This window comes from Aeribacillus pallidus, assembly GCF_050478865.1.
In the GTDB taxonomy this organism is placed as follows: Bacteria; Bacillota; Bacilli; order Bacillales; family JACDOC01; genus JACDOC01.
In genome coordinates, this window is the sequence record NZ_JBCNBW010000060.1 from 67358 (window position 1) to 89340 (window position 21983).

The 21983-nt window shown below is 37.9% G+C and carries 23 protein-coding genes and 1 pseudogene; 19 read left to right on the top strand and 5 right to left on the bottom strand.

Annotation, left to right across the window (positions count from 1 at the left end; genetic code table 11):
* Positions 1-66 precede the first annotated feature (66 nt).
* The 6 genes and pseudogenes from ABES52_RS13380 to ABES52_RS13405 all read left to right on the top strand — a co-directional run bounded on the left by ABES52_RS13380 (position 67) and on the right by ABES52_RS13405 (position 6381).
* Positions 67-468: a MerR family transcriptional regulator gene (locus ABES52_RS13380; protein WP_429651679.1), complete on the top strand. Its 402-nt coding sequence runs from the start codon at positions 67-69 to the stop codon at positions 466-468.
* Between the two features lie 36 nt (positions 469-504).
* The gene (glnA, locus tag ABES52_RS13385; protein ID WP_429651680.1) at positions 505-1839 is read left to right on the top strand and encodes a type I glutamate--ammonia ligase; all 1335 of its coding nucleotides are present in this window, start codon (positions 505-507) and stop codon (positions 1837-1839) included.
* Positions 1840-2256: 417 nt separating this feature from the next.
* Positions 2257-3030 (top strand): patatin-like phospholipase family protein, encoded by a 774-nt coding sequence (locus ABES52_RS13390; RefSeq protein WP_429651681.1) that lies wholly within the window; start codon positions 2257-2259, stop codon positions 3028-3030.
* A 275-nt stretch (positions 3031-3305) separates the two neighbouring features.
* Positions 3306-3884, top strand: a pseudogene (locus ABES52_RS13395) (HD domain-containing protein).
* 721 nt (positions 3885-4605) lie between these two features.
* Positions 4606-5421 (top strand): DUF2935 domain-containing protein, encoded by an 816-nt coding sequence (locus ABES52_RS13400; RefSeq protein WP_429651682.1) that lies wholly within the window; start codon positions 4606-4608, stop codon positions 5419-5421.
* A gap of 123 nt (positions 5422-5544) precedes the next feature.
* Complete coding sequence (locus ABES52_RS13405; protein WP_429651683.1) at positions 5545-6381, top strand: GNAT family N-acetyltransferase; 837 nt, start codon at positions 5545-5547, stop codon at positions 6379-6381.
* A gap of 405 nt (positions 6382-6786) precedes the next feature.
* On the opposite strand, the gene lexA is transcribed toward ABES52_RS13405, so the two are convergent.
* Positions 6787-7407, bottom strand: coding sequence for a transcriptional repressor LexA (lexA, locus tag ABES52_RS13410; protein WP_429651684.1), 621 nt, complete (start codon positions 7405-7407; stop codon positions 6787-6789).
* 148 nt (positions 7408-7555) lie between these two features.
* On the opposite strand from lexA, the gene yneA reads away from it, so the two are divergent.
* From yneA to ABES52_RS13460, 10 genes are all read left to right on the top strand, one after another.
* Entirely contained in the window at positions 7556-7885 is a 330-nt protein-coding gene (yneA, locus tag ABES52_RS13415) for a cell division suppressor protein YneA (RefSeq protein WP_429651685.1), read from the top strand.
* Positions 7886-7899: 14 nt separating this feature from the next.
* The gene (locus ABES52_RS13420) at positions 7900-8547 is read left to right on the top strand and encodes a YneB family resolvase-like protein (RefSeq protein ID WP_429651686.1); all 648 of its coding nucleotides are present in this window, start codon (positions 7900-7902) and stop codon (positions 8545-8547) included.
* Between the two features lie 66 nt (positions 8548-8613).
* Positions 8614-8847, top strand: a complete 234-nt coding sequence (locus tag ABES52_RS13425) for a DUF896 domain-containing protein (protein ID WP_429651687.1) — start codon at positions 8614-8616, stop codon at positions 8845-8847.
* A 210-nt stretch (positions 8848-9057) separates the two neighbouring features.
* Positions 9058-11064 (top strand): transketolase, encoded by a 2007-nt coding sequence (gene tkt / locus ABES52_RS13430; protein ID WP_429651688.1) that lies wholly within the window; start codon positions 9058-9060, stop codon positions 11062-11064.
* Between the two features lie 62 nt (positions 11065-11126).
* Positions 11127-11633 (top strand): GNAT family N-acetyltransferase, encoded by a 507-nt coding sequence (locus ABES52_RS13435; protein ID WP_429651689.1) that lies wholly within the window; start codon positions 11127-11129, stop codon positions 11631-11633.
* A gap of 79 nt (positions 11634-11712) precedes the next feature.
* Positions 11713-12159 carry a sporulation inhibitor of replication protein SirA gene (gene sirA, locus ABES52_RS13440; RefSeq protein WP_429651690.1) on the top strand — a complete coding sequence of 149 codons (447 nt, stop codon included), beginning with the start codon at positions 11713-11715 and terminating at the stop codon, positions 12157-12159.
* Between the two features lie 80 nt (positions 12160-12239).
* On the top strand, positions 12240-12452 hold the full coding sequence (locus ABES52_RS13445) for a YneF family protein (protein WP_429651691.1): 213 nt from the start codon (positions 12240-12242) through the stop codon (positions 12450-12452).
* A gap of 157 nt (positions 12453-12609) precedes the next feature.
* Positions 12610-14358, top strand: coding sequence for an ABC transporter transmembrane domain-containing protein (locus ABES52_RS13450; protein ID WP_429651692.1), 1749 nt, complete (start codon positions 12610-12612; stop codon positions 14356-14358).
* A gap of 3 nt (positions 14359-14361) precedes the next feature.
* Positions 14362-16152: an ABC transporter ATP-binding protein gene (locus ABES52_RS13455; RefSeq protein WP_429651693.1), complete on the top strand. Its 1791-nt coding sequence runs from the start codon at positions 14362-14364 to the stop codon at positions 16150-16152.
* A 136-nt stretch (positions 16153-16288) separates the two neighbouring features.
* Complete coding sequence (locus tag ABES52_RS13460; RefSeq protein ID WP_429651694.1) at positions 16289-16537, top strand: hypothetical protein; 249 nt, start codon at positions 16289-16291, stop codon at positions 16535-16537.
* Positions 16538-16651: 114 nt separating this feature from the next.
* On the opposite strand, the gene rsgA is transcribed toward ABES52_RS13460, so the two are convergent.
* Together rsgA and ABES52_RS13470 are read right to left on the bottom strand one after the other, a co-directional pair.
* Entirely contained in the window at positions 16652-17716 is a 1065-nt protein-coding gene (gene rsgA / locus ABES52_RS13465) for a ribosome small subunit-dependent GTPase A (protein ID WP_429651695.1), read from the bottom strand.
* A 274-nt stretch (positions 17717-17990) separates the two neighbouring features.
* Positions 17991-18182 (bottom strand): Spo0E family sporulation regulatory protein-aspartic acid phosphatase, encoded by a 192-nt coding sequence (locus tag ABES52_RS13470; RefSeq protein WP_429651696.1) that lies wholly within the window; start codon positions 18180-18182, stop codon positions 17991-17993.
* A gap of 252 nt (positions 18183-18434) precedes the next feature.
* On the opposite strand from ABES52_RS13470, the gene ABES52_RS13475 reads away from it, so the two are divergent.
* The 3 genes from ABES52_RS13475 (at position 18435) to ABES52_RS13485 (ending at position 20362) form a co-directional block, all read left to right on the top strand.
* Positions 18435-19142, top strand: a complete 708-nt coding sequence (locus ABES52_RS13475; protein WP_429651697.1) for a cytochrome c biogenesis CcdA family protein — start codon at positions 18435-18437, stop codon at positions 19140-19142.
* 238 nt (positions 19143-19380) lie between these two features.
* The gene (locus tag ABES52_RS13480; protein ID WP_429651698.1) at positions 19381-19740 is read left to right on the top strand and encodes a response regulator; all 360 of its coding nucleotides are present in this window, start codon (positions 19381-19383) and stop codon (positions 19738-19740) included.
* A gap of 139 nt (positions 19741-19879) precedes the next feature.
* Positions 19880-20362, top strand: a complete 483-nt coding sequence (locus tag ABES52_RS13485) for a CcdC family protein (protein ID WP_429651699.1) — start codon at positions 19880-19882, stop codon at positions 20360-20362.
* Positions 20363-20456: 94 nt separating this feature from the next.
* Here the strand turns inward: ABES52_RS13485 and ABES52_RS13490 are convergent, their stop codons facing one another.
* Together ABES52_RS13490 and ABES52_RS13495 are read right to left on the bottom strand one after the other, a co-directional pair.
* Complete coding sequence (locus tag ABES52_RS13490) at positions 20457-21050, bottom strand: hypothetical protein (RefSeq protein ID WP_429651700.1); 594 nt, start codon at positions 21048-21050, stop codon at positions 20457-20459.
* 114 nt (positions 21051-21164) lie between these two features.
* A complete protein-coding gene (locus ABES52_RS13495; protein WP_429651701.1) occupies positions 21165-21590 on the bottom strand; it encodes a DUF2621 domain-containing protein in 426 nt (141 codons plus the stop codon).
* Between the last annotated feature and the right edge of the window lie 393 nt (positions 21591-21983).

The following is a 21983-nucleotide window of genomic DNA, read 5'->3' on the forward strand; positions in this document are numbered from 1 at the left end:
ATTGCATATAATGGCATTAATTAAGCAATCGTTAAGTGGTGATTTTCCATGAAAGGGGGATAAGAAATGAGTGAAAAAAATATTCGACGCTCCATGCCGTTATTCTCAATTGGTGTTGTAATGAAACTAACGGATTTATCTGCCCGCCAAATTCGATATTATGAAGAACATGGACTCATTTCTCCTGCACGAACCGAAGGAAATCGCCGGCTCTTTTCACTTAACGACATTGATCGCTTATTAGAAATTAAAGACATGTTAGACCAAGGAATTAACATGGCGGGGATTAAAAAAGTTTTTGCTGTTAAAGATGAGGTAAAAGAAATTGAAGGAGCGGCAAAAGAAAAAGTACGCCGTGAACTATCTGAAGATGAGTTGCGAAAATTGTTGCGAACCGAGTTATATGAAGTGGGACGTTTCAACCGAACGTCTTTACGTCAAGGTGATATGTCTCGCTTTTTCCATTAATAAAAAAAGACATCTTTTAAGGGAGGAATTTTTTCCATGGGTAAGTACACAAAAGAAGATATTAAACGCATGGCCAAAGAGCAAAATGTTAAATTTATTCGCCTCCAGTTTACGGACATTTTAGGAACAATTAAAAACGTAGAAATTCCAATTAGCCAATTAGACAAAGCATTAGACAACAAAATGATGTTTGACGGGTCTTCGATTGAAGGGTTCGTTCGTATCGAAGAGTCTGATATGTACTTGTATCCAGATTTAGATACGTGGGTTGTGTTTCCTTGGACAGCTGAAAAAGGAAAAGTTGCCCGCCTTATCTGTGACATTTACAATGCAGACGGTACACCGTTTGAAGGGGACCCTCGTAACAACTTAAAACGTATTGTGCAAGAAATGCGAGACCTAGGTTTCTCTGATTTTAACTTAGGGCCAGAACCAGAATTTTTCTTATTTAAGCTTGATGAAAAAGGTGAACCAACTTTAGAATTGAACGACAAAGGTGGCTATTTCGACTTAGCACCAACGGACTTAGGGGAAAACTGTCGTCGTGACATCGTGTTAGAGCTTGAAGAAATGGGCTTTGAAATCGAGGCATCTCACCACGAGGTTGCTCCAGGTCAGCACGAAATTGATTTTAAATATGCCGACGTTGTAACAGCTTGTGACAATATTCAAACGTTCAAACTAGTCGTAAAAACGATTGCTCGTAAACACGGACTTCATGCAACATTTATGCCGAAGCCACTATTCGGTGTGAACGGTTCAGGTATGCACTCCAATGTTTCTTTATTCCGTGACGGGGAAAATGTGTTCTTTGATCCAAACGGAAAACTACAATTGAGCGAAACGGCATACCAATTTATGGCTGGTGTCATTAAACATGCACCAAACTTTACTGCAGTAACAAATCCAACAGTAAACTCATATAAACGTCTCGTTCCAGGATACGAAGCACCATGTTATGTCGCTTGGTCTGCCCAAAACCGCAGTCCACTCATCCGTATTCCAGCTTCTCGCGGTATGAGTACTCGTATCGAAGTTCGTAGTGTTGACCCATCCGCCAACCCATACTTAGCGATGGCTGTTCTATTAAAAGCTGGTCTTGACGGAATTAAAAACAAACTGACACCTCCTGCACCTGTTGATCGAAACATTTATGTCATGACAAAAGAAGAGCGCATTGAAGCAGGAATCGTTGATTTACCAGCAACCCTTTTCGAAGCGCTTGAACTATTAAAACAAGACGAAGTCATGGTATCCGCACTTGGTAAACACATTTTCGAACATTTCGTAGAAGCGAAAGAAATCGAGTGGGATATGTTCCGCACACAAGTGCATCCGTGGGAACGTGAACAATATTTGCAAATGTATTAATAACAAAATCCCTCAGCGCAAACGGCGTTGGGGGATTTTTGTTTTGCGGAAAAGAATAATCATTTTTTATTCTTGCACCATATGAACGACAGTTATTTTTTGTGTGATGATCGAAATATGGTATTGCAACGTTTGAATAAACATCTAATACCAACGCTGCATAAGTATATAGTAAAAAAATGATTGTTCAGTTGTTGGGGAATGTTAAAGAAAGAATGGCACTCTTTGTTGTTACCCGTGTTTAGCTTTTGTTCTGTAAAGTCTTTTACCTACACAAAATTATTCAGTAACATATTATAATATTTTTACCATAAGTCTCCTCACTTTAAAGAGGTATAGGTGGGAGAGGATTATTAAATGAAAACATGAGCTGATTTAGTGTGTAAACTAATTCTGTGAAGGAAGGACAGAATAGATATGAAAGTAGGCATAGCTTTAGGCGGTGGAGCGGTACGCGGATTAGCCCACATTGGTGTAATAAAAGTTTTAAAAAAGTACGAAATACCGATTGATTTTATTGCAGGCACCAGCATGGGAGGTGCAATTGGAGGCTTAGTCGCCGCTGGTATTGACATTGAAGAAATTGAAGAATTTATCTTGAGCACTCCATCCTATCGATTCATGGATCTCGGAATTCGGAAACGTGGGCTCATAGCAGGAAATAAAATATACGCCATGCTTATCCATTTTTTAGAACAAAAAGGACTTGGGGATATTAAAATCGAGAATCTAAAGATTCCTTTTCGGGCGGTTACAGTAGATATAATAAAAGGAAAAGTTTTTGTTTTTGACGAAGGAAGTCTTAGTTTAGCCATTCGAGCCACCACATCGGTACCAGGTATTTTCTCTCCAGTTCATTATCAAGACAAAGTGTTGGTGGATGGGGGTGTTTTGAATAACCTTCCAGCTGATTTGCTTCGGGAAGAAGAGATGGATGTAGTTATTGCTGTGGATGTCGAAAGAGAACATGAAGAACAGGAGCCACGTAATCTTTTTGAGGTGGTTTATCGTTCGTTCACCATTATGATGACAAGGCAGCGCCGTGCCAATCTTAAGTATGCGGATGTGGTTTTTCGTCCAGAAGTTGGGCACATTTTAGCGTTTGACACAAGCAAAATCCGAGAGTGCATTGACGCAGGTGAACGAGAAGCTCAACACAAGATTCAAGAACTGATGAAATTTTTAGAATGAGGTAATTCATCTAAAACATTAAAAAGGTGGAACAACCATTTTCAACAATTAGAAAAAGGAAACGAGTAAACACTGGGACCTATGTGAGAGTCCTGATGGTTATGGAGGAAATTATCTCTATTTGAATAGAAATCTAAAAAAATAGCATTTTCTCGGATTTACGATAAAAATATTATGTAAATAACATACTAGTCAAAAACAAAACGTTAATTTACAATGAAATACTTTTAACTATATATGGAGGACGTTTTATGATTGAAAAAATCGATAAAATAATGAACATACTCAAACTCTCTGAAAAATTAAAAATGGAATTACGCCACAGTTGGCTATCCAATGGAAGACAGGAAAGCGTTGCTGAGCATACGTGGAGAGTGTCACTCATGGCAATATTAGTCGAACCGTTTTTAGATCAAAAAGTGAATCTCGAAAAATTATTAAAGATGATTATTATCCATGACCTAGTGGAAGCGGAGGCTGGCGATATTCCTGCTTTCGACACAATTAATAATCAAGAACGAAAAGAGAAAAAGAGAATTGGAAGCTCTACATAACATTCACTCCCGCATGAACTGGGTGAAGAGCTATATCGCTTATGGATGGAGTTTGAACATAAAGAAACGTATGAAGCGAAAGTTGCCAATGCCTTGGATAAACTAGAAGTCCAGCTGCAACATAACGAGGCAGACATTTCAACCTGGCTGGAGATTGAATATGCCATGACCTACAAAATGAATCAATACGTTCAGTTTGATAGCTTCCTTACACAATTAAAAGACGTGATTGAAAAAATGGGGGAGGACAAAATGAAGGAAGCGGAGATTGAGGTAGAAAAGTATAAACTACAAGTTTAAATTAATCACTTTTTAGTCGGTTGCGGTGAGAATATAGAATTTACTAAATCAAATATTTTAAGTTTTGGGTATGAGGAAAATCATTTGTTTATGAGAAAATTTCTAATTTTATGAGCACCGATGCCACGTTTGTGGGAAAGTATGTTGAATTTATGAGAAAAATTACTAGGTTTATGGGAAAAAATTTTAGAATTATGAGCACAGATTACTCGTTATGGGAAATATGTTGAATTTATGAGCAAAATTAACAGGTTTATGGGAAAAGATTTAGGATTTATGAGCACTAATGCCAGTTTTATGGGAAAAAATTATGAATTATGAGCACTAATAACACATTTATGGGAAAGTAAATTGAATTTATGAGCAAAAATGACAGGTTTATTGGAAAATTTGTTGGATTATGAGCACAAATGACACATGATGTTAGAAATGAGCACCAAAGACTCGTTATGGGAAAAAATTTTCAATTTATGAGAAAAAAAGTTTTATTTATGGGAAATGATTTTCGTTTTATGAGAAAAAACGATTTGTTTGTGAGAAATTTTATCGATTAATGAGCAACAACGATACGTTTATTTATTCAAATTCACAATAATAATATTATGTAAACATGAACAATTATAGCTCATTTTCTTATTATCTATCTTTTTGAAATTAGATCCTGTAAGAACGCCACCAATACATGAATCGTTTTTTTAAAGAATAAGATGATAGAGGATAAATGAACGAAGGGGTGGCTTTATTGCAAGAGGCGTTTGTTTCAAGGTCGCTTGATGAAATTCGTTTTTGGTCGCGCATTATGAAAGAACATGCGTTGTTTTTAAGTTTAGGATTTCATTACGATGATACTGCATTAATTGAAGAGGCGAGAAGTTTTATTCCGAAATTTGAACGAATTGAAGAGCAACTGGAACGGTTTTCAGTATCGGCCGATCCACAACAAATCGCTCAATTTAATCGACACGTGTATGAAGCGGCAGTTCAAATTTGGGCGTTCAAACGAAAAGTGTTGGAGCTAACGTTACAATGTAAAATTCGGTCCAATAACTACGCTTTATTAATTGATCACACTAGTCGAGAGGCAGCCTATTTTGCTAATCGACTAAAAGAATTAAATGAAGGAAAGCTCACACCAACTCCCGCGTCTGTCATTAAAGAAAACGTCTTTTTCTTAAAAGTAATGGCTGATCACGCGAAATTTATTGGTCATTTGCTCGATCCTTCGGAAAGAAAACTCGTCGAGCAAGCGAGAGAATTTAGCCATGATTTTGATCAATTGCTCTATCAAGCCATCGATTTAGATTCCATGCGACCACAATCAGAAACCAAACCCATTTTAACCCAATTTCTTGATCAAAATCGAGTGTCGGTGGCTTCGCTCCGGAATTTTAAAAAAGCGGCGAAAGAGCTAATTGAAGAGTGTAAAATAAAAAGCAATATTCCTCCACTGTTGGCAGACCATGTGTTCCGAGAAGCAGAAAGATTTCTAATGATTATCGATAGGTTTGATGAATATTTACAATCAAACAATTCATGAACTGTATGTCAAGTATCATTCACTGACTCTTCTTCGTGGGTCAGTTTTTCTTTTATTGAAAACTAGGAGAGCAGATGGTAAAATTTTAAAAAATTCCAAAAATGATTGAATGAGGGGATGGACATGCAGGGGAAACAGTATCACTCAGTACATTTATTTCGTAGACGACTGGAACCATTGCTTCAAAAAAACGAAGCGGCGCACAATTTATTTTACGGCGTTTTGTTAAAAATAAATGAAACCAACTCTCCAATATTTATGGGACTAGTAGAAAAAGAGAATCGAGTCGTCATGGGGTTTTTACAAACGAACCCAGCACAAATCATTGTAGCGACATTTTCTGCATTAGATGAACAGGATTTAGAAGCCATTGCTCTTTGGTTATATCAGCAAAAAATTCAAGTGCCAGGATTGATAGGAAAAATAGAGACCATTCATTCCCTCGTTAAGGCATATGAACGATTGACAAAAGTACAGTACGAGGTCCGAATGAGGCAACGGATTTATCAATTAACGGAAGTCGCACCCCTTCCGAAAGTAAACGGGTTATTTCGAAAAGCCATAGAAAAAGATACTCCAATCATCTGCCGTTGGATTCATGAATTTTGTGAAGAGATAGGAGAAGTAATCACGTTTGAAGAGGCAAAGAAAGAAGCAACCAAATTGATGAAAGAAGAACGAGTTTTTGTTTGGGAAGTTAATAGCCAACCGGTATCAATGGCTTGTTGGACCCGGCCGACGAAAACAAATGTAACCATCAATTTGGTATTCACGCCGAAGGAAGAACGAAAAAAAGGTTACGCGACCGCATGTGTTGCTCATTTATCACAGCACTTACTCAACCAGGGCTATAAAAGTACGTCGCTTTATACCGATTTAGCAAACCCTACTTCCAACCATATTTATCAAGAAATCGGCTATCGGCCGATCTTGGACTCGATCTATTATCGACAGGCATAAATGAAAGATTAAATTGATTCTTATTCCGCTCAATTTGTATCGGGTATGGGCCGGGTGTATATTTACTTACGCAACTAGCAAATGTTCATAGATTGATGTCTGTTAAACGATACTGTTGATTTTTATACATTACGCTTGTGGCGGACGCTTTCCGCGGGAAAGCCGCAAGATGCTTCCCTCGCTACGCTCAAGTATGGGTCTTGCCTGGCTTTTTGTCCCCGCTGGAGTCGCCGCCGTGTGAACAACTTGCTAAAAATCAACAATGAAATAAAACATCCCTTTACAAAATGTGACGTTTAATGGTTTGTAAGTCCATGAACTACAAAATTGATCCAGTCAGTTATAGAAAATGAAATATCACATAAAAAAAGCAAGTTCTTCGGTTAGAAGAGCTTGCCTTATTAATTAATGAATTTGACGGTATACACCAATCACTTTTCCTAAAATCGTTACATTTCGTAAAAAAATCGGTTCTAATGTTGGGTTTTCTGGTTGAAGGCGAATCATATCTTTTTCTTTAAAGAATCGTTTAACTGTTGCTTCATTATCTTCGGTCATTGCTACCACAATATCTCCGTTATTCGCTGTCTTTTGCTGACGGACAATAACGTAATCGCCGTCTAATATTCCAGCGTCAATCATACTATCTCCCATAACTTCCAGCATAAACACTTGCTCATCAGCTGGAGCCAGCCGTTCTGGAAGTGGAAAGTATTCCTCCACATTTTCAATGGCCGTAATCGGTTGTCCAGCGGTTACTTTACCGACAATAGGGACATTGACTACGTTCTGTTTTGGAATTTGATCTTCCTCTAAGTCGAGAATTTCTATTGCACGAGGCTTCGTCGGATCCCGGCGGATGAGACCTTTGCTCTCTAGGCGAGCTAAATGGCCATGAACGGTTGAACTTGAGGCCAAACCGACAGCTTCACCGATTTCGCGAACGGAAGGTGGGTATCCTTTTTTCCGAACTTCTTCTTTAATAAACTCTAAAATATCTTGTTGTCGCTTCGTTAATTTTTTCATCGTTACGCACCTCGATCTCACTTCTGTTGGTAATATTATAGCATGTCTTTCCAACAAATACAAACATAAGTTCGAGTTTTTTGTTGACACCAAACGGATGTTCGTACTATAATCAAATCGAACAAACATTCGGTTGGAGGGATCATGAATGATCAACCTGTTGTGGAAGAAATATTCTTATGTTATGATTCTATTCATCGTTTCGATGATTTTTGGAATAACGATGCTATTTATGACCGAAGACAAAGATGAATCGTTTATGATAATTGTTGTGAACGAAGGAGATACGCTATGGTCTCTTGCGGAACAATATGCCGAACAGCATCACATGACCAAAACGGAGTTTATTCAATGGGTTCAACAAAAAAATGAATTGAAAACTTCATCTGTCATTCATGCAGGAAATACGTTAGTCATCCCGGTAAAAGCAACAATTGACTCATCCCATCACCAGTTTGCCTATGATTCTACTCAATAGACAAGGAGATGCTTATGAACGCGATTCTTTATTGCCGAGTCAGTACAACGAAAGACACCCAAGAAACCTCACTCGAACGGCAAGAAGAAGAATTACGACAGTTAGCAGATAAGTACGGATTTCACATTAAAGCTGTCATTAAAGATCAGGCAAGCGGCTATGAGCTTGACCGCCCTGGAATGATGGAGCTTCTCGATCGAATCAAAGAAGGTTCCATTGATGCCATTCTTATTCAGGATGAAACACGCTTAGGAAGAGGAAATGCGAAAATTGCTCTTCTTCATGTCATTATGAAAGAAGGCGTTAAAGTTTACAGTATGTCCCATCAAGGTGAGCTCCAATTATCGGAATCAGACTCCATGGTTCTTCAAATAGTAAGTATGGTGGAAGAATACCAGCGAAAAATACATAATTTAAAAATTAAACGGGGAATGAAACGAGCCGTTGAACGCGGGTATCGACCGGAAAAAAATTTACCGCGTCATTCATCTGGAGGAAGAGATAAGAAGGAACTTCCGATTCAGGAAATTGTTCGTCTCAGGCAAAATGACCTTACATTTGAGGAAATTGCTGCAACACTACGGGGATTTGGCTATGATGTATCGAAAGCGACTGTTCATCGTCGTTATCAAGAGTATATAAAATCATTTCAGGAAAGCTAAACACTTGTCAAATAGCGATGATTTTTGTAAGATGACGATAGTCTAGAAAGGAAAAGGGGCAAAACAATGCTTTCAAAAGAGAAAATCGCTCGAATTAATGAACTTGCCAAAAAAGCAAAATCAGTCGGCTTGACCGAGGAGGAAGCGAAGGAACAAAGTCGCCTTCGTGGAGAATATTTACAAGCTTTCCGTCAATCCATGAAAAAAACGATTGAAAATGTACGCATTTTCGATCCAAATGGGGAAGAAGTGACTCCGAAGAAACTTCGTGACATTCAATTGAAGAAAAAATATCATTAATTTTCCAACAAGCTCGAACAGTAAAAAATGGTTCGAGCTTTCTTACTTTTATTAGAGTTTGACCGAATTTAAGCTAATTTTTATTGAACAATAGTCTAAAGCTAACGTTTATATTGGTAAGACGTCTGATTTCTTATTCTTTTCGGTTGTTTTCCGTTGAAAAGGGGATTAATATTATAGAGTAAGGTTATTATAGAAAGGATGTATATCATGTTTGATAAAACGGATCAACTCGCGATTAATACGATTCGTACGTTATCGATTGATGCGATTGAAAAAGCAAATTCTGGACATCCAGGTATGCCTATGGGGGCAGCACCAATGGCATATACGCTTTGGACGCGTTTTATGAATCATAACCCAAAAAACCCTCAATGGTTTAACCGTGACCGATTTGTCCTATCTGCTGGTCATGGCTCGATGCTATTATACAGTTTGCTTCATCTATCTGGATATGATGTAACAATGGATGACTTGAAAAACTTCCGTCAATGGGGTTCAAAAACACCAGGGCATCCAGAATTCGGTCACACTCCAGGAGTTGAAGCAACGACTGGTCCACTTGGACAAGGTATTGCTATGGCTGTCGGTATGGCAATGGCGGAGCGTCATTTAGCAAGTGTTTATAACAAAGAAAACTTCCCTGTAATTGACCACTATACATACACCATTTGCGGTGACGGGGATTTAATGGAAGGAGTTTCTCAAGAAGCAGCATCTTTAGCAGGTCACTTAAAACTTGGAAAATTGATCGTTCTTTACGATTCAAACGATATCTCATTAGATGGAGAACTTCATAAGTCTTTCTCTGAAAGTGTGAAAGATCGCTTCTTAGCATACGGATGGCAATATATTCGTGTAGAAGATGGCAATGATGTAAACGCGTTAGCCAAAGCCATTGAAGAAGCGAAAGCTGATCAAACACGCCCAACAATGATTGAGGTCAAAACGGTCATTGGATACGGTTCACCAAATAAAGCTGGTACGTCTGATGTACACGGCGCTCCATTAGGTGCAGACGAACTAAAATTAACGAAAGAAGCGTATAAATGGACATTCGAAGAAGATTTTTATGTACCTGAAGAAGTTTATGCTCGCTTTGAAGAAAAAGTGGTCATTCCTGGTTCTGAAAAAGAAAAAGAATGGAAAGCAATGTTTGCTGAATATAAAAAGGCTTTCCCTGAACTTGGAGAACAATTAGAAAAAGCGATAAAAGGTGAATTACCAGAAGGATGGGATAAAGACATTCCAGTTTACGAGGTTGGAACAAGTTTAGCAAGTCGTGCTTCTTCTGGAGAAGTGTTAAATGCGATTGCGAAAAATCTACCTTCATTCATCGGTGGATCGGCAGACTTAGCGGGATCCAATAAAACGACGATTAAAGGAGAAAAAGATTTCTTACCAGGCTCCTATGAAGGTCGTAACATTTGGTTTGGTGTGCGTGAATTTGCGATGGGTGCAGCCATGAACGGGATGGCGTTACATGGTGGATTACATGTCTACGGAGGTACGTTCTTCGTTTTCTCTGATTACTTGCGTCCAGCGATCCGTTTAGCTGCGCTTATGGGACTTCCTGTGACGTATGTATTTACGCATGATAGTATCGCTGTTGGGGAAGATGGTCCGACTCACGAGCCGATCGAACAGCTTCCATCATTACGGGCGATGCCAAACTTGTCTGTTATTCGTCCTGCAGATGCCAATGAAACAGCAGCGGCATGGCGTTTAGCCGTCACTTCCAAGTCCACTCCTACCGCGCTTGTGTTAACACGCCAAAACTTACCAACGCTTGAAGGTACAGCTGAACGTGCACAAGAAGGGGTGGAAAAAGGAGCATATGTAATTTCACCAGCTGCGAAAGAAACAGCGGATGCCTTACTTCTAGCATCTGGTTCAGAAGTAAGCTTAGCCGTGGAAGCTCAAAAAGTTTTACGTGAAGAAGGTATTGAGGTAGCGGTGGTAAGTATGCCTTCTTGGGATCGTTTTGAAGCACAATCGGCAGAATACAAACAATCCGTTTTACCGAAAGAAGTGAAAAAGCGTCTTGCGATCGAAATGGCAGCATCTCTTGGTTGGGAACGCTACGTTGGTGACGAAGGTGATATTTTAGCTATTGATCGTTTTGGAGCATCTGCCCCTGGATCAACAATCATGAAAGAATACGGCTTTACGGTTGAAAACGTTGTAGCTCGTGTAAAGGCATTACTTAATCAATAATGTATTATCCGAGGGCGATTCGTTCGCCCTCTTTTTTTTTTAGGGGATTGGAGGCATACATAATGGCGCTAATAAAAAGACAAGAACTTTCAACATCCGAACGTGAAAAGTATCTCGAACTTTTATTACTTGCAGATGAAGATGAATGGATGGTTCGCTCTTATTTTCGAAAAGGATGGATGTTTCGTTTCACGGTCGAGGATGAAACAATCGGTGTTGCTCATTGTTTACCAATAAACGAGACGACGGTCGAATTGAAAAACATAGCCGTCGTCCCGCAGTGTCGCGGAAAAGGATTGGGGAAACTAATGGTTCAAAATCTCTTACACTGGGCACAAGATAAAGGTTTTTATGTAATGGAAGTTGGAACAGCTAACTCTAGCATAGATAACATCGCTTTTTATCAAAAATGTGGGTTTCGTATGAAAGAGATCAAACGGGATTTTTTTCGTGCGTATTCAAAACCAATTGTCGAATTCGGAATACAAGCATTGGATATGGTTATGTTTTCGTATGACCTCAAACATGTAAAAGTCAACAAGTTCGACTATATTCGACAAAAAAAGTGAATCTTTCAAACAGCTTTTGACAACTTCTCCACGTTTCGTTTCGCTATAATAGAAAAAAGTGGACGTGGGGAGGAGAACGATGCGGTGTTATCATATTTATTCCATTTCGGAAGATATAGCGAACTTTTTTTATGGCCGTGAGCGATTGTTCTACAATTTATTTCATGAACACCAATATGCACCAAGTGATTTAAAACAAATTATTGAACAACAAATTCAATATATAACACTTCCCTTTCCTTTATTGCACCTGCATCGAATGATTTCTCAGCGATTGAGTAAACGAAGTGATTATGTTTCAGAAGGAAACGTGTATTGGATTGGTAGGGAAGATGAATCAAATCGAGCACAGTTAGAAATTAATAAACGGAAATTATTGTTATATGCTTGGGGAAGCTATGATGCCGAATCGATTTTTTTTGAAGCGCTTCGACAAATGGACGGACGATTGTTAGCGATTGATTTGCAAAATGAACGGTATGGTTGGTTAAAACCGTTAAAAGAGAGGAATTATATAATTACTTGAGAAAAATGAATGGAAATATTGTATTATGTTACAAGGTTTAGTACACTGTATGGTAGACAACATGAAGGAGGAAATAGAAGATGTGGGATGTTATTCTAGTCGGTATTCTGGCGTTAATTGCCGGAGTAGCACTAGGATTTTTCATTGCTCGTAAATATATGATGAGCTATTTAAAGAAAAATCCGCCGATTAATGAACAAATGCTAAAAGTAATGATGATGCAAATGGGAATGAAACCTTCCCAAAAGAAAATCAACCAAATGATGAATGCGATGAACAAACAGCTGAAATAAAATGGACATGCACTCTGGTCACTCAGAGTGCATTTTTATTTACGTAAAATCTCTTAATTACCAATTCTTCTAATTCTGTAAATCTTTTCTTTTTTAGAAAAGTTTGATAAACTTATGCATTAGTCAGTGAATAATGAAGTATTCGGAGGATTCAACGATGAGAGTTTTTCTCGATTTAATGTGGTTTTTTAAACAAGAAAAAAAGGCATATTTAACCGGTATATTTCTTTTATGTCTTGTCGCTATTTTAGAACTTGTTCCACCGAAAATCATTGGCATGGTCGTAGATTCCATAAAAGAAGGTACATTAACGTTAAAGCAGCTTTTGCAATGGATGGGCATACTTGCGACAGTTGCTTTATGTATGTATGGACTCCGCTATTTTTGGCGAATGTTGATCTTCGGTTCAGCGGTAAAATTATCAAAATTGCTCCGTAATCGTTTATATCATCACTTCACTTCGCTAAGTCCATCTTTTTATCAAAGGCGCCGTATCGGTGACTTGATGGCCCATGCGACGAATGATTTACAAGCCATTCAACAAACGGCAGGCGTAGGTGTTTTAACGCTTGTCGACTCGTTAGCGACAGGAGGCTTTGTCATTATCGCCATGGCAACGACCATAAGTTGGAAATTAACTTTGATCAGCTTAATCCCTATGCCTATTATGGCCTTATTAACTAATTATTATGGTACTTTATTACATAAGCGGTTTCACCTGGCCCAGGAGGCTTTTTCCTCTTTAAATGATAAAACACAAGAAAGTATTGCAGGCATCAAAGTCATTAAAACATTTGGTCAAGAAAAAGAAGATATTGAAGCGTTCCGGAAACAATCGGATGATGTAGTTCAAAAAAATATGTCAGTAGCTCGTATTGATTCTTTATTTGATCCGACCATTTCTATTATTGTTGGATTTTCCTTTTTCTTAGCCATTGTATTTGGTGCCCGTTTCGTGCTTCAAGGAGAGTTAACCATTGGGCAACTTGTTTCCTTTACGACCTACTTAGGTCTTCTCATTTGGCCGATGCTTGCTTTTGGCTGGTTATTTAATATTGTGGAACGGGGAAGAGCTTCGTACGACCGTGTCTCTAGCTTATTACAAGAACAACCAGACGTTCAAGACACGCAAAAAGCGATTGATAAGGTTCCGTCAGGGGACATTGAATATCGCTTAACGTCGTTTACCTACCCCAATGATACACAACCCGTTTTGAAAAATATTTATTTTACGTTAAAAAGAGGGGAAACGTTAGGGATTGTTGGAAAAACAGGATCCGGCAAAACGTCTCTAATTAAAGCGTTATTAAGAGAGTTTCCAGGAATGAAAGGAGATATTTTAATTGGCGGTTATTCTATTACGGAATACCAACTAGATACCTTACGTGAGGCAATCGGATATGTCCCACAAGATCATTTTTTATTTTCGGCATCCATTCGCGACAATATCGCCTTTGCACGTCCACAAGCTAGTCAGAAAGAAATTGAAGAAGCGGCTCGGCTCGCCCATATACATGATGATATTGAGCAGTTTCCGGAAGGATATGATACGGTTGTTGGGGAGCGTGGAGTTTCTTTATCTGGAGGCCAAAAACAACGAATCTCCATTGCCCGAGCCTTGCTAATCAACCCAGAAGTGTTAATATTGGATGACGCGTTATCCGCCGTTGATGCGAAAACGGAAGAGCAAATATTACGTTCCTTAAAAGAAAATCGAGTCGGGAAAACGACCATCATTACCGCGCACCGATTAAGTGCCATTCAGCATGCGAATTTAATAGTAGTTCTTGAAAATGGAATAATCATACAAAAAGGAACGCATGACCAATTAATGAAGGAAGAGGGATGGTATAAAGAGATGTATGTCCGTCAACAGCTGGAAGAACTTGTTGAACATGGAGGGTAAAGGATGGAAAAAGGAACAGTAATGTCGGCGAAAGAACAAAGGAACGTTTTTATTCGTTTAATGAAGTATACCAAACCCCATTGGAAACCGATTGTATTTGCTTTTTTCTTATTAGCTTTATCAACCACAGGGGAAGTTCTTGGTCCGATTCTTGTTAAAATTTTTATCGATGATTACTTAACACCGCAATATTTTCCACAAGGGGCACTTGTGACATTAGCGGTAAGCTATTTAGGAATTCATTTTTTAAAAGTCATTATTTCCTATTTTCAATTGTTAAAATTTCAAGAGATTGCGTTAAAAATTATTCAGCAGCTTCGTATAGATGTGTTTACAAAAGTACAATCACTTGGTATGCGCTATTTCGATAAGACCCCTGCTGGGAGTATCGTTTCTCGTGTCACAAACGATACGGAAGCGATCAAAGAGATGTTTGTCGAAGTGTTAGTGACGTTTATCCAAAGTAGCTTTTTCTTAATCGGTGTGTTCATTGCTATGTTTAGTTTAAATGTGAAATTAGCGCTTTTTTGTACAGCTATTTTACCAATTATTTTCCTTATTATGCGGACATATCGGAAATATAGTTCGACCTTTTATGCGGATTTACGCGAACGGTTAAGTCAATTAAATGCAAAGTTAAATGAATCATTACAAGGAATGGCGATCATTCAAGTGTTTCGTCAACAACGCCGTTTACGTGAAGAGTTTGGTGCGATTAATGAAAAACATTATGAAGCGGGCATGCGAAACATTAAATTAGATGGGCTACTGCTTCGTCCAGCGGTGGATGTCGTATATGTTTTTTCTCTAATTCTTATTTTAAGTTATTTCGGTATTACTTCGTTGAATAGTCCAATTGAAATTGGTGTCTTATATGCCTTTGTCAACTATTTAGATCGATTTTTTGAACCCGTCAACCAAATGATGATGAGGCTTTCTATGTTTCAACAAGCGATTGTCGCTTCCTCGCGTGTATTTAAATTGTTAGACGAAAAAGAAATGGAACCAGCGCAACAAGAGCAGCCAATTGAGATTAAACAAGGTGAAATCGAGTTTCGAAATGTTACGTTTAGTTATGATGGGAAACGAAATGTATTAAAAAACATCTCTTTTACAGCAAAACCAGGTGAAACAGTTGCCTTAGTTGGTCATACGGGAAGTGGAAAAAGTTCCATCATTAACTTGCTTATGCGCTTTTATGAATTTGAAGAAGGCGATATATTGATTGATGGACGCTCTATAAAAGCGTATCCGAAAGAAGAGCTACGAAAGAAAATGGGGCTGGTTTTACAAGATCCGTTCCTATTTTTTGGGACCATTAAAGATAATATTCGGTTATATAATGAATCACTTTCCGATGAAGAGGTGACCCAAGCGGCCAAATTTGTGCAAGCCCATCCGTTTATCGAACATTTACCAAATCAATACGACCATCAAGTGGTGGAGAGAGGTTCAACTTTCTCTAGTGGTCAACGTCAGCTGATTGCGTTTGCACGAACGATTGCGACCAATCCAAAAATTTTAGTATTAGATGAAGCAACTGCGAATATTGACACTGAGACAGAAGAGGCCATCGGAATTGCGCTAGAAAAAATGAGAAAAGGACGAACAACGATAGCGATTGCTCATCGGTTATCTACGATTCAAGATGCAGACCAAATTTTAGTATTACATCAAGGGGAAATTGTAGAACGCGGAAATCATCAAGAACTACTCGCTATACGAGGGTTGTACTACAAAATGTATCTTCTTCAAAATGGGTTAACGGAGAGTATGGAAAATATCGTTTCTTAATAAATGAGAATGACATATAACATCGCCTTTGTTATAAATATGGTTCCAAGGATATCCCTCTAGGACAATGTACGGAATAAAGTGAATGGCATAAGTTAGAAATGGAAGAATCATAATTGAAAGGAGAATATGCTCGATGTTTCCATTTCCTGTAGAAGATTCTCGTAATTGGTATTGGGGTAATCCTCATCATCCTTACCATCATTATGATTACCATTACGGACATCCGTTTCATCATCACCAACATCATGATCTTCATCATTGTGGATGCCATCATTACCCTTATGAACATCATTATTATCCACATACGCACCATGATGTTCATCAAGAGTATCATTATCATTACCCAATGCATGGGTACGGACAACAACCAACAGGTTTTTAATGGTAATCACCTAATTAAGAATAGAGCAGGGCGTTATAGAGCGAATACAATTATGGATTGCATTTACAGAAATAATAGACGAAAGTCCTATTCGTGGACTTTCGTCTTTATGATTTAATAACGTTTTTTATACTGGCGCATTTCCTTAGATATTGCTTTCCAACGGCGTTTTGAGTTGTGTTGAAGCCTTTCATTTTCTTTCCGAGCCACGTACGCTAACTCTTTTTGCAATTTACGATAGCTTTCTAGACGGTGAGGCGATAAGGAACCGTTTTCGATTGCGTTTCGCACAGCACATTTCGGTTCTGTATTGTGTTGGCAATCGTTAAAATGACAGTATTGTGCTAGTTGAATGATATCTTCAAAAGTTTCATCTAATCCTTCGTTGCTTTCCCATAATGATAATTCCCGCATGCCAGGAGTATCAATTACACACGCACCCTCTGGAAGATGAAATAGTACCCTGTTTGTGGTTGTATGACGTCCTTTATTATCATTTTGTCTTACTTCTTGAACCGCTTGATATTCTTCTTTTAGCCAATAATTCATAAGGGTTGATTTTCCAACACCTGAAGAACCGACAAGAGCAATCGTTTTTCCTACTTGTAAGTATGCTGATAATTCATCCAATCCTGTTCCTTCGTAACAAGATATTGGATGAACAGGAACTCCTAAAGCTACTGAATGAACTTTTTCCACGTACGTTTCAACATTTGAACATAAGTCAGCCTTCGTTAAAATGATAACCGGATTGGCTCCGCTTTCCCACGCAAGTACTAAATACCGTTCTAAACGCCGCACGTTAAAGTCATTCGTTAGCGCCATGACAAGAAAGATGGTATCAATATTAGCGGCAATGACCTGTCCAGTTGTTTCCTCTCCAGCTACCTTTCGGATAAACTGGCTACGCCGGGGAAGGATTCCTTGAATGAATCCCTTTTTTTCTTTCGGTAAAGCTTGAACAATGACCCAATCACCAACGGCCGGGAATTCATGCCGCTCGCTTGTCATGTATCGAAACTTTCCGGAAAGCTCACATAAATATTCTCCATCGTTTGTTTGTACACGGTACATCCGTTTATGCTCAATGGTTACGCGGCCTGGAATAAATCCTTTTTCTTCCCAAGGAAGAAATTCTTGGTGCCACGTTGTATTCCATCCAAATTGTTCAATAGTCAATCCATATTCCTCCTCTATGATTGATTGGCATCATAGAGGAATCGATACCCTATGAGCGATGTCCTTCTATGATGCGCATAATTAGAAAATAATAGGGGTGTTTGTTCATAACGGCCATATGCATCGCTCCTTTCGATTCGAAAATATACATACATATTATCAATGAAAAATACTGGAAGCAATAGGCGAAGAAATAAAAAAAGACCAATGATATTGGACTTTTTTGGTAATGGGTATCAAGGGTCGATTGATGGAGATGGGGCGTGGCGATTAACTAGTTTACAGTTTGGGCTGAAAGCGAACGTTTTTCCTTTTTCAAATATAGGCGATTGTATACGTTTAATAATGTATCAAGTTCTTGACTATGTTGGATGGCAATTGGTGATGATAGACCAGACTTTGCCACCACTTCAAATAATTCGTATCTCTTTTTTTCAATTTTTTCTAGTAACTCTTGTTTCGACACGGTCAGCTGTCCTTTCATTGTTTATTTTCAAATACTATGAAAAAACAGAACTAGAAATAATTGTAACAGAATATAGTTCAAGTATATCGAATAATGTTTCCAATTTCAAAGTAAAAATGTTATTACTTGTATGTTTTTTGTAAATATTGTTTGAGAGAAAGGGTGTCACAAAGTATTCACAATGGTTTTCTTTATGGAATCTATTATTATTTGCTAAAATATGAACATAGATTAAATAAAGGAGTGATTGACGTGACAGACGTCAATGTATGGGTAGCCTTAGGTGCAGGCTTTTTAAGTTTTATTTCTCCATGTTGTCTACCCCTTTATCCTGCATTTCTTTCTTACATTACTGGAATGAGTGTAAATGAAATAAAAGTAGAAAACGGGATGTTACAAAAAAGAAGTTTATTACATACCATTTTCTTTTTGATTGGTTTTTCAAGTATTTTTGTTGCTTTAGGTTTTGGGACGTCATTGATCGGAACGTTTTTTATCCAATATAAAGACTTAATTCGGCAATTAGGTGCTATATTTATTGTCGTTTTCGGTTTAATCGTTGCTGGAGTATTCAAGCCGAAATTTTTAATGAAAGATTCCCGTATCCAATTTACGAACCGTCCTTCTGGCTATGTAGGATCCATTTTAATTGGTATGGCGTTTGCAGCTGGGTGGACACCTTGTACCGGTCCAATATTACTTTCTGTTATCGCTCTTGCCGCATCAAACCCTGAATCAGGACTATTGTATATGGTAGCTTATACACTTGGTTTTGCGATTCCGTTTTTCGTCATGTCTTTTTTTATTGGAAGATTGAATTGGATTCGTCGGCATAATGTTGCTATCGTCAAAATCGGTGGTTACTTAATGATCATTATGGGTATTATGCTTTATTTTGACTGGATGACGGACATGATCAGTTTATTGTCAGGCCTATTTGGTGACTTTAAAGGCTTTTAATAGGCGATTTTTGTCGGTAAGTTACCCATTGTATAAAAAGTAGGACCTTTGTTATAATTTTTATAAGTAAATACGATGAATATATTGTTTATATTGGATATTTTTTGTAATAATACCCCTCGAAAGGAGTAGATGGGCCGTTAGCGAACATTTACAAATTTCGAAGGAACATCCATTTTTTTGAGGGGGAGATCAACATTTTTTTTGAAATTGTTTAGGTTATTGAGGAGGAACATCGGTGGCAAGAGTGTTAGTAGTGGATGATGCGAAATTTATGAGAATGACGCTAACGAATATGTTAAAAAAAGGAAATCATGAAGTTGTTGGCGAAGCAGAAAACGGACAAGAAGCGATCGAACGGTATCGGGAATTGCAACCAGATGTAGTGACAATGGATATTACCATGCCGATCATGACAGGGATTGAAGCAGTAAAACATATTTTAGAGGAATTTCCACAAGCCAAAATCATTATATGCTCGGCTATGGGGCAACAAAAGATGGTTGTAGAAGCGATTGAAGCAGGCGCGAAAGATTTTATCGTTAAACCATTCGATGAAACACGGGTCATCGAAGCAGTCAATCGAGTAGTCGGATAATAATTTTAGGGGCAAGAATCGTTCTTGTCCCTTTTTTTGTTTGAATGTGGTAACATAGAGCGGTGATAGACATTTGTTGATGATTATGTTATATAGTAAAATGGAAAAATGAATAGTGAAACAGTTAGGATGATTACTTATGAACGTATTGATTTCATCGGTTATCGCCATTTTCATGGGATGTCTCATTTTATTTGTTCGTATGAAAGCTTCTAAAAAACCTGTAAATGCGAAAAAAATTATATTGCCACCGCTTTTTATGAGTACTGGGGCTCTCATGTTTCTTCATCCGATGTTTCGAGTAGGTTTTGCCCAAGTGGTAGAGGCACTCGTTGTTGGAATGATTTTTTCGATTTTCTTGATTAAAACATCTAAGTTTGAAATTAAAGATGGTAACATTTATTTAAAACGATCAAAAGCTTTTATATTTATTTTAATTGGATTGCTGATTATTCGAATCATTGCTAAGTTCATTTTGAGCACTTCCATTGATGTAGGAGAACTTAGTGGAATGTTCTGGATTTTAGCATTTGGTATGATTGTCCCATGGCGCATAGCGATGTATATCCAATACATGAAGCTGCAAAAAAAGAATGACTGGATAGTAGCAACCAAAGGATAAGAATAACGTTTGGTTAAGAGTTACCATTCCTTAACCAAACGTTTTTTTGTTTTTTACCTTTAGGAGAGATGAAGTTTATCGATAGAGAAAATGATTATTTTTTTCCATTGTTGGTTGTTGTAGGGTGAATGACTTTGTCAGAAACAGTGCCGCCTGCTTGCTTGACATGGTAGCGGATGGTTTTTCTTGAGTTGTACACATACCCATCCATGGGTATATCATATTTCCTTTTTGATTTGGTGTGAAAAACAATCGAATGAGGAAGAGGAGAATGATCTTTCACATTATATACTATATCCATATGTTCAACATCCGACCATGGAATCCATGTTCCTTTCCAATCCGTTGTTTTATTCACATACACGCCATCCCTAGATGCATAGTAATAATCGTTAAAACCAATGAATGCAGTGATCAACGCTCCCAAAATAAGTACCGTGGCAGATCCTCTGCGAATGACCTTTGGAAGAAAAGAAAGTCCAATTAGAATAAAACTAATGCCTAGTAATATTTGGGATAGGGCTATGTAAATGTAAGATAACGATGTCGAACCAAAGAGAAAAACGCCATTTGGACGGAACAAAATACTTTTTATTAACCCTGATAGAAAAAGAGACGTGATAACGGAGGAAAGAATGAAAATAACTCCAAGCGCTATAAAAATGGTACGATTTGTGGGCTTTACCACAATGCCCCTCCTTTTTGTAGTTTTTGTAAAAATCTTACTGTTGATAGACAAATAATATATTGAATTTTTAAAAAATTCAAGTCTATATAAAAAAAAGCTTGGAGAACCAAGCTTTTAGAATAATTGTTCATACGGTGTTATATCAATTTCTAATTCTTTTAATTTTTTACGTAAAAATTTATGATCTCTTTTCGGGGTAGCTAAAATATACCCTCGTATCACTAAATCTAACGTCATTTGATCGGCTTTTTCTTTTAGAGCAAGTTCTCCTATCTTTCCGGCAATTTTTTGGCGGGCAACATCCCGGAATAATTCAGGTACAGGGCTCACTAATTCCTCTAATAAAGCTTTTAGTTCACTTGTCCAAAGATGGCGCGTTTCTTTTATGTAATATTCTTCCCAGTCTAGATCGGACTTACCGTCGGCTTTTGGTAACCGTTTTAAAAATTTACGAAACATAAAATAGCCACCAATCGCAAAAGAACCAACTAAAATAAAAATCCAAATTAATATAAACCATAAAAACCAGCCTTCAAGCATAAAACAACCTCCAAGTATGATGTAGATCAATGATCCGTATTGTCCATTCTCGTTTTCCATTATAGACAATAGGAAAAAAGTGTTGCAAGAATATGTACTTTTTCAAAAAAAACGGCTCTGTAAAACGATACTGTCATTACGCTTGTGGCGGACGCTTTCCGCGGGTAAGCCGCAAGCCGCTTCCCTCGCTAAGTTCAAGTATGGGTCTTGCTTGGCTTCTTGTCCCCGCTTGAGTCGTCGCCTTTCGCTCCATGTGAATAGCTTGCTAAAAATCAACAATGACATTTAACATAGCCAAAAAAAATAAAAACGAAAACAAAAATATATTCAGATAATTTGATAAATTACAACGAATTTAGAAAAACTTTACATTTTCTTTTTGTTTTGCTAATA

Bases quoted from the DNA above. Each gene is read 5' to 3' on its own strand.
- ABES52_RS13495 (WP_429651701.1), bottom strand. From the start codon at position 21,590: ATGCTTGAAGGCTGGTTTTTATGGTTTATATTAATTTGGATTTTTATT.
- ABES52_RS13445 (WP_429651691.1), top strand. From the start codon at position 12,240: ATGTGGGATGTTATTCTAGTCGGTATTCTGGCGTTAATTGCCGGAGTA.
- ABES52_RS13425 (WP_429651687.1), top strand. From the start codon at position 8,614: ATGCTTTCAAAAGAGAAAATCGCTCGAATTAATGAACTTGCCAAAAAA.
- sirA (WP_429651690.1), top strand. From the start codon at position 11,713: ATGCGGTGTTATCATATTTATTCCATTTCGGAAGATATAGCGAACTTT.
- ABES52_RS13455 (WP_429651693.1), top strand. From the start codon at position 14,362: ATGGAAAAAGGAACAGTAATGTCGGCGAAAGAACAAAGGAACGTTTTT.
- ABES52_RS13435 (WP_429651689.1), top strand. From the start codon at position 11,127: ATGGCGCTAATAAAAAGACAAGAACTTTCAACATCCGAACGTGAAAAG.
- ABES52_RS13400 (WP_429651682.1), top strand. From the start codon at position 4,606: ATGAACGAAGGGGTGGCTTTATTGCAAGAGGCGTTTGTTTCAAGGTCG.
- lexA (WP_429651684.1), bottom strand. From the start codon at position 7,407: ATGAAAAAATTAACGAAGCGACAACAAGATATTTTAGAGTTTATTAAA.
- yneA (WP_429651685.1), top strand. From the start codon at position 7,556: ATGATCAACCTGTTGTGGAAGAAATATTCTTATGTTATGATTCTATTC.
- ABES52_RS13390 (WP_429651681.1), top strand. From the start codon at position 2,257: ATGAAAGTAGGCATAGCTTTAGGCGGTGGAGCGGTACGCGGATTAGCC.
- ABES52_RS13450 (WP_429651692.1), top strand. From the start codon at position 12,610: ATGAGAGTTTTTCTCGATTTAATGTGGTTTTTTAAACAAGAAAAAAAG.
- ABES52_RS13485 (WP_429651699.1), top strand. From the start codon at position 19,880: ATGAACGTATTGATTTCATCGGTTATCGCCATTTTCATGGGATGTCTC.
- ABES52_RS13380 (WP_429651679.1), top strand. From the start codon at position 67: ATGAGTGAAAAAAATATTCGACGCTCCATGCCGTTATTCTCAATTGGT.
- glnA (WP_429651680.1), top strand. From the start codon at position 505: ATGGGTAAGTACACAAAAGAAGATATTAAACGCATGGCCAAAGAGCAA.
- tkt (WP_429651688.1), top strand. From the start codon at position 9,058: ATGTTTGATAAAACGGATCAACTCGCGATTAATACGATTCGTACGTTA.
- ABES52_RS13460 (WP_429651694.1), top strand. From the start codon at position 16,289: ATGTTTCCATTTCCTGTAGAAGATTCTCGTAATTGGTATTGGGGTAAT.
- ABES52_RS13405 (WP_429651683.1), top strand. From the start codon at position 5,545: ATGCAGGGGAAACAGTATCACTCAGTACATTTATTTCGTAGACGACTG.
- ABES52_RS13420 (WP_429651686.1), top strand. From the start codon at position 7,900: ATGAACGCGATTCTTTATTGCCGAGTCAGTACAACGAAAGACACCCAA.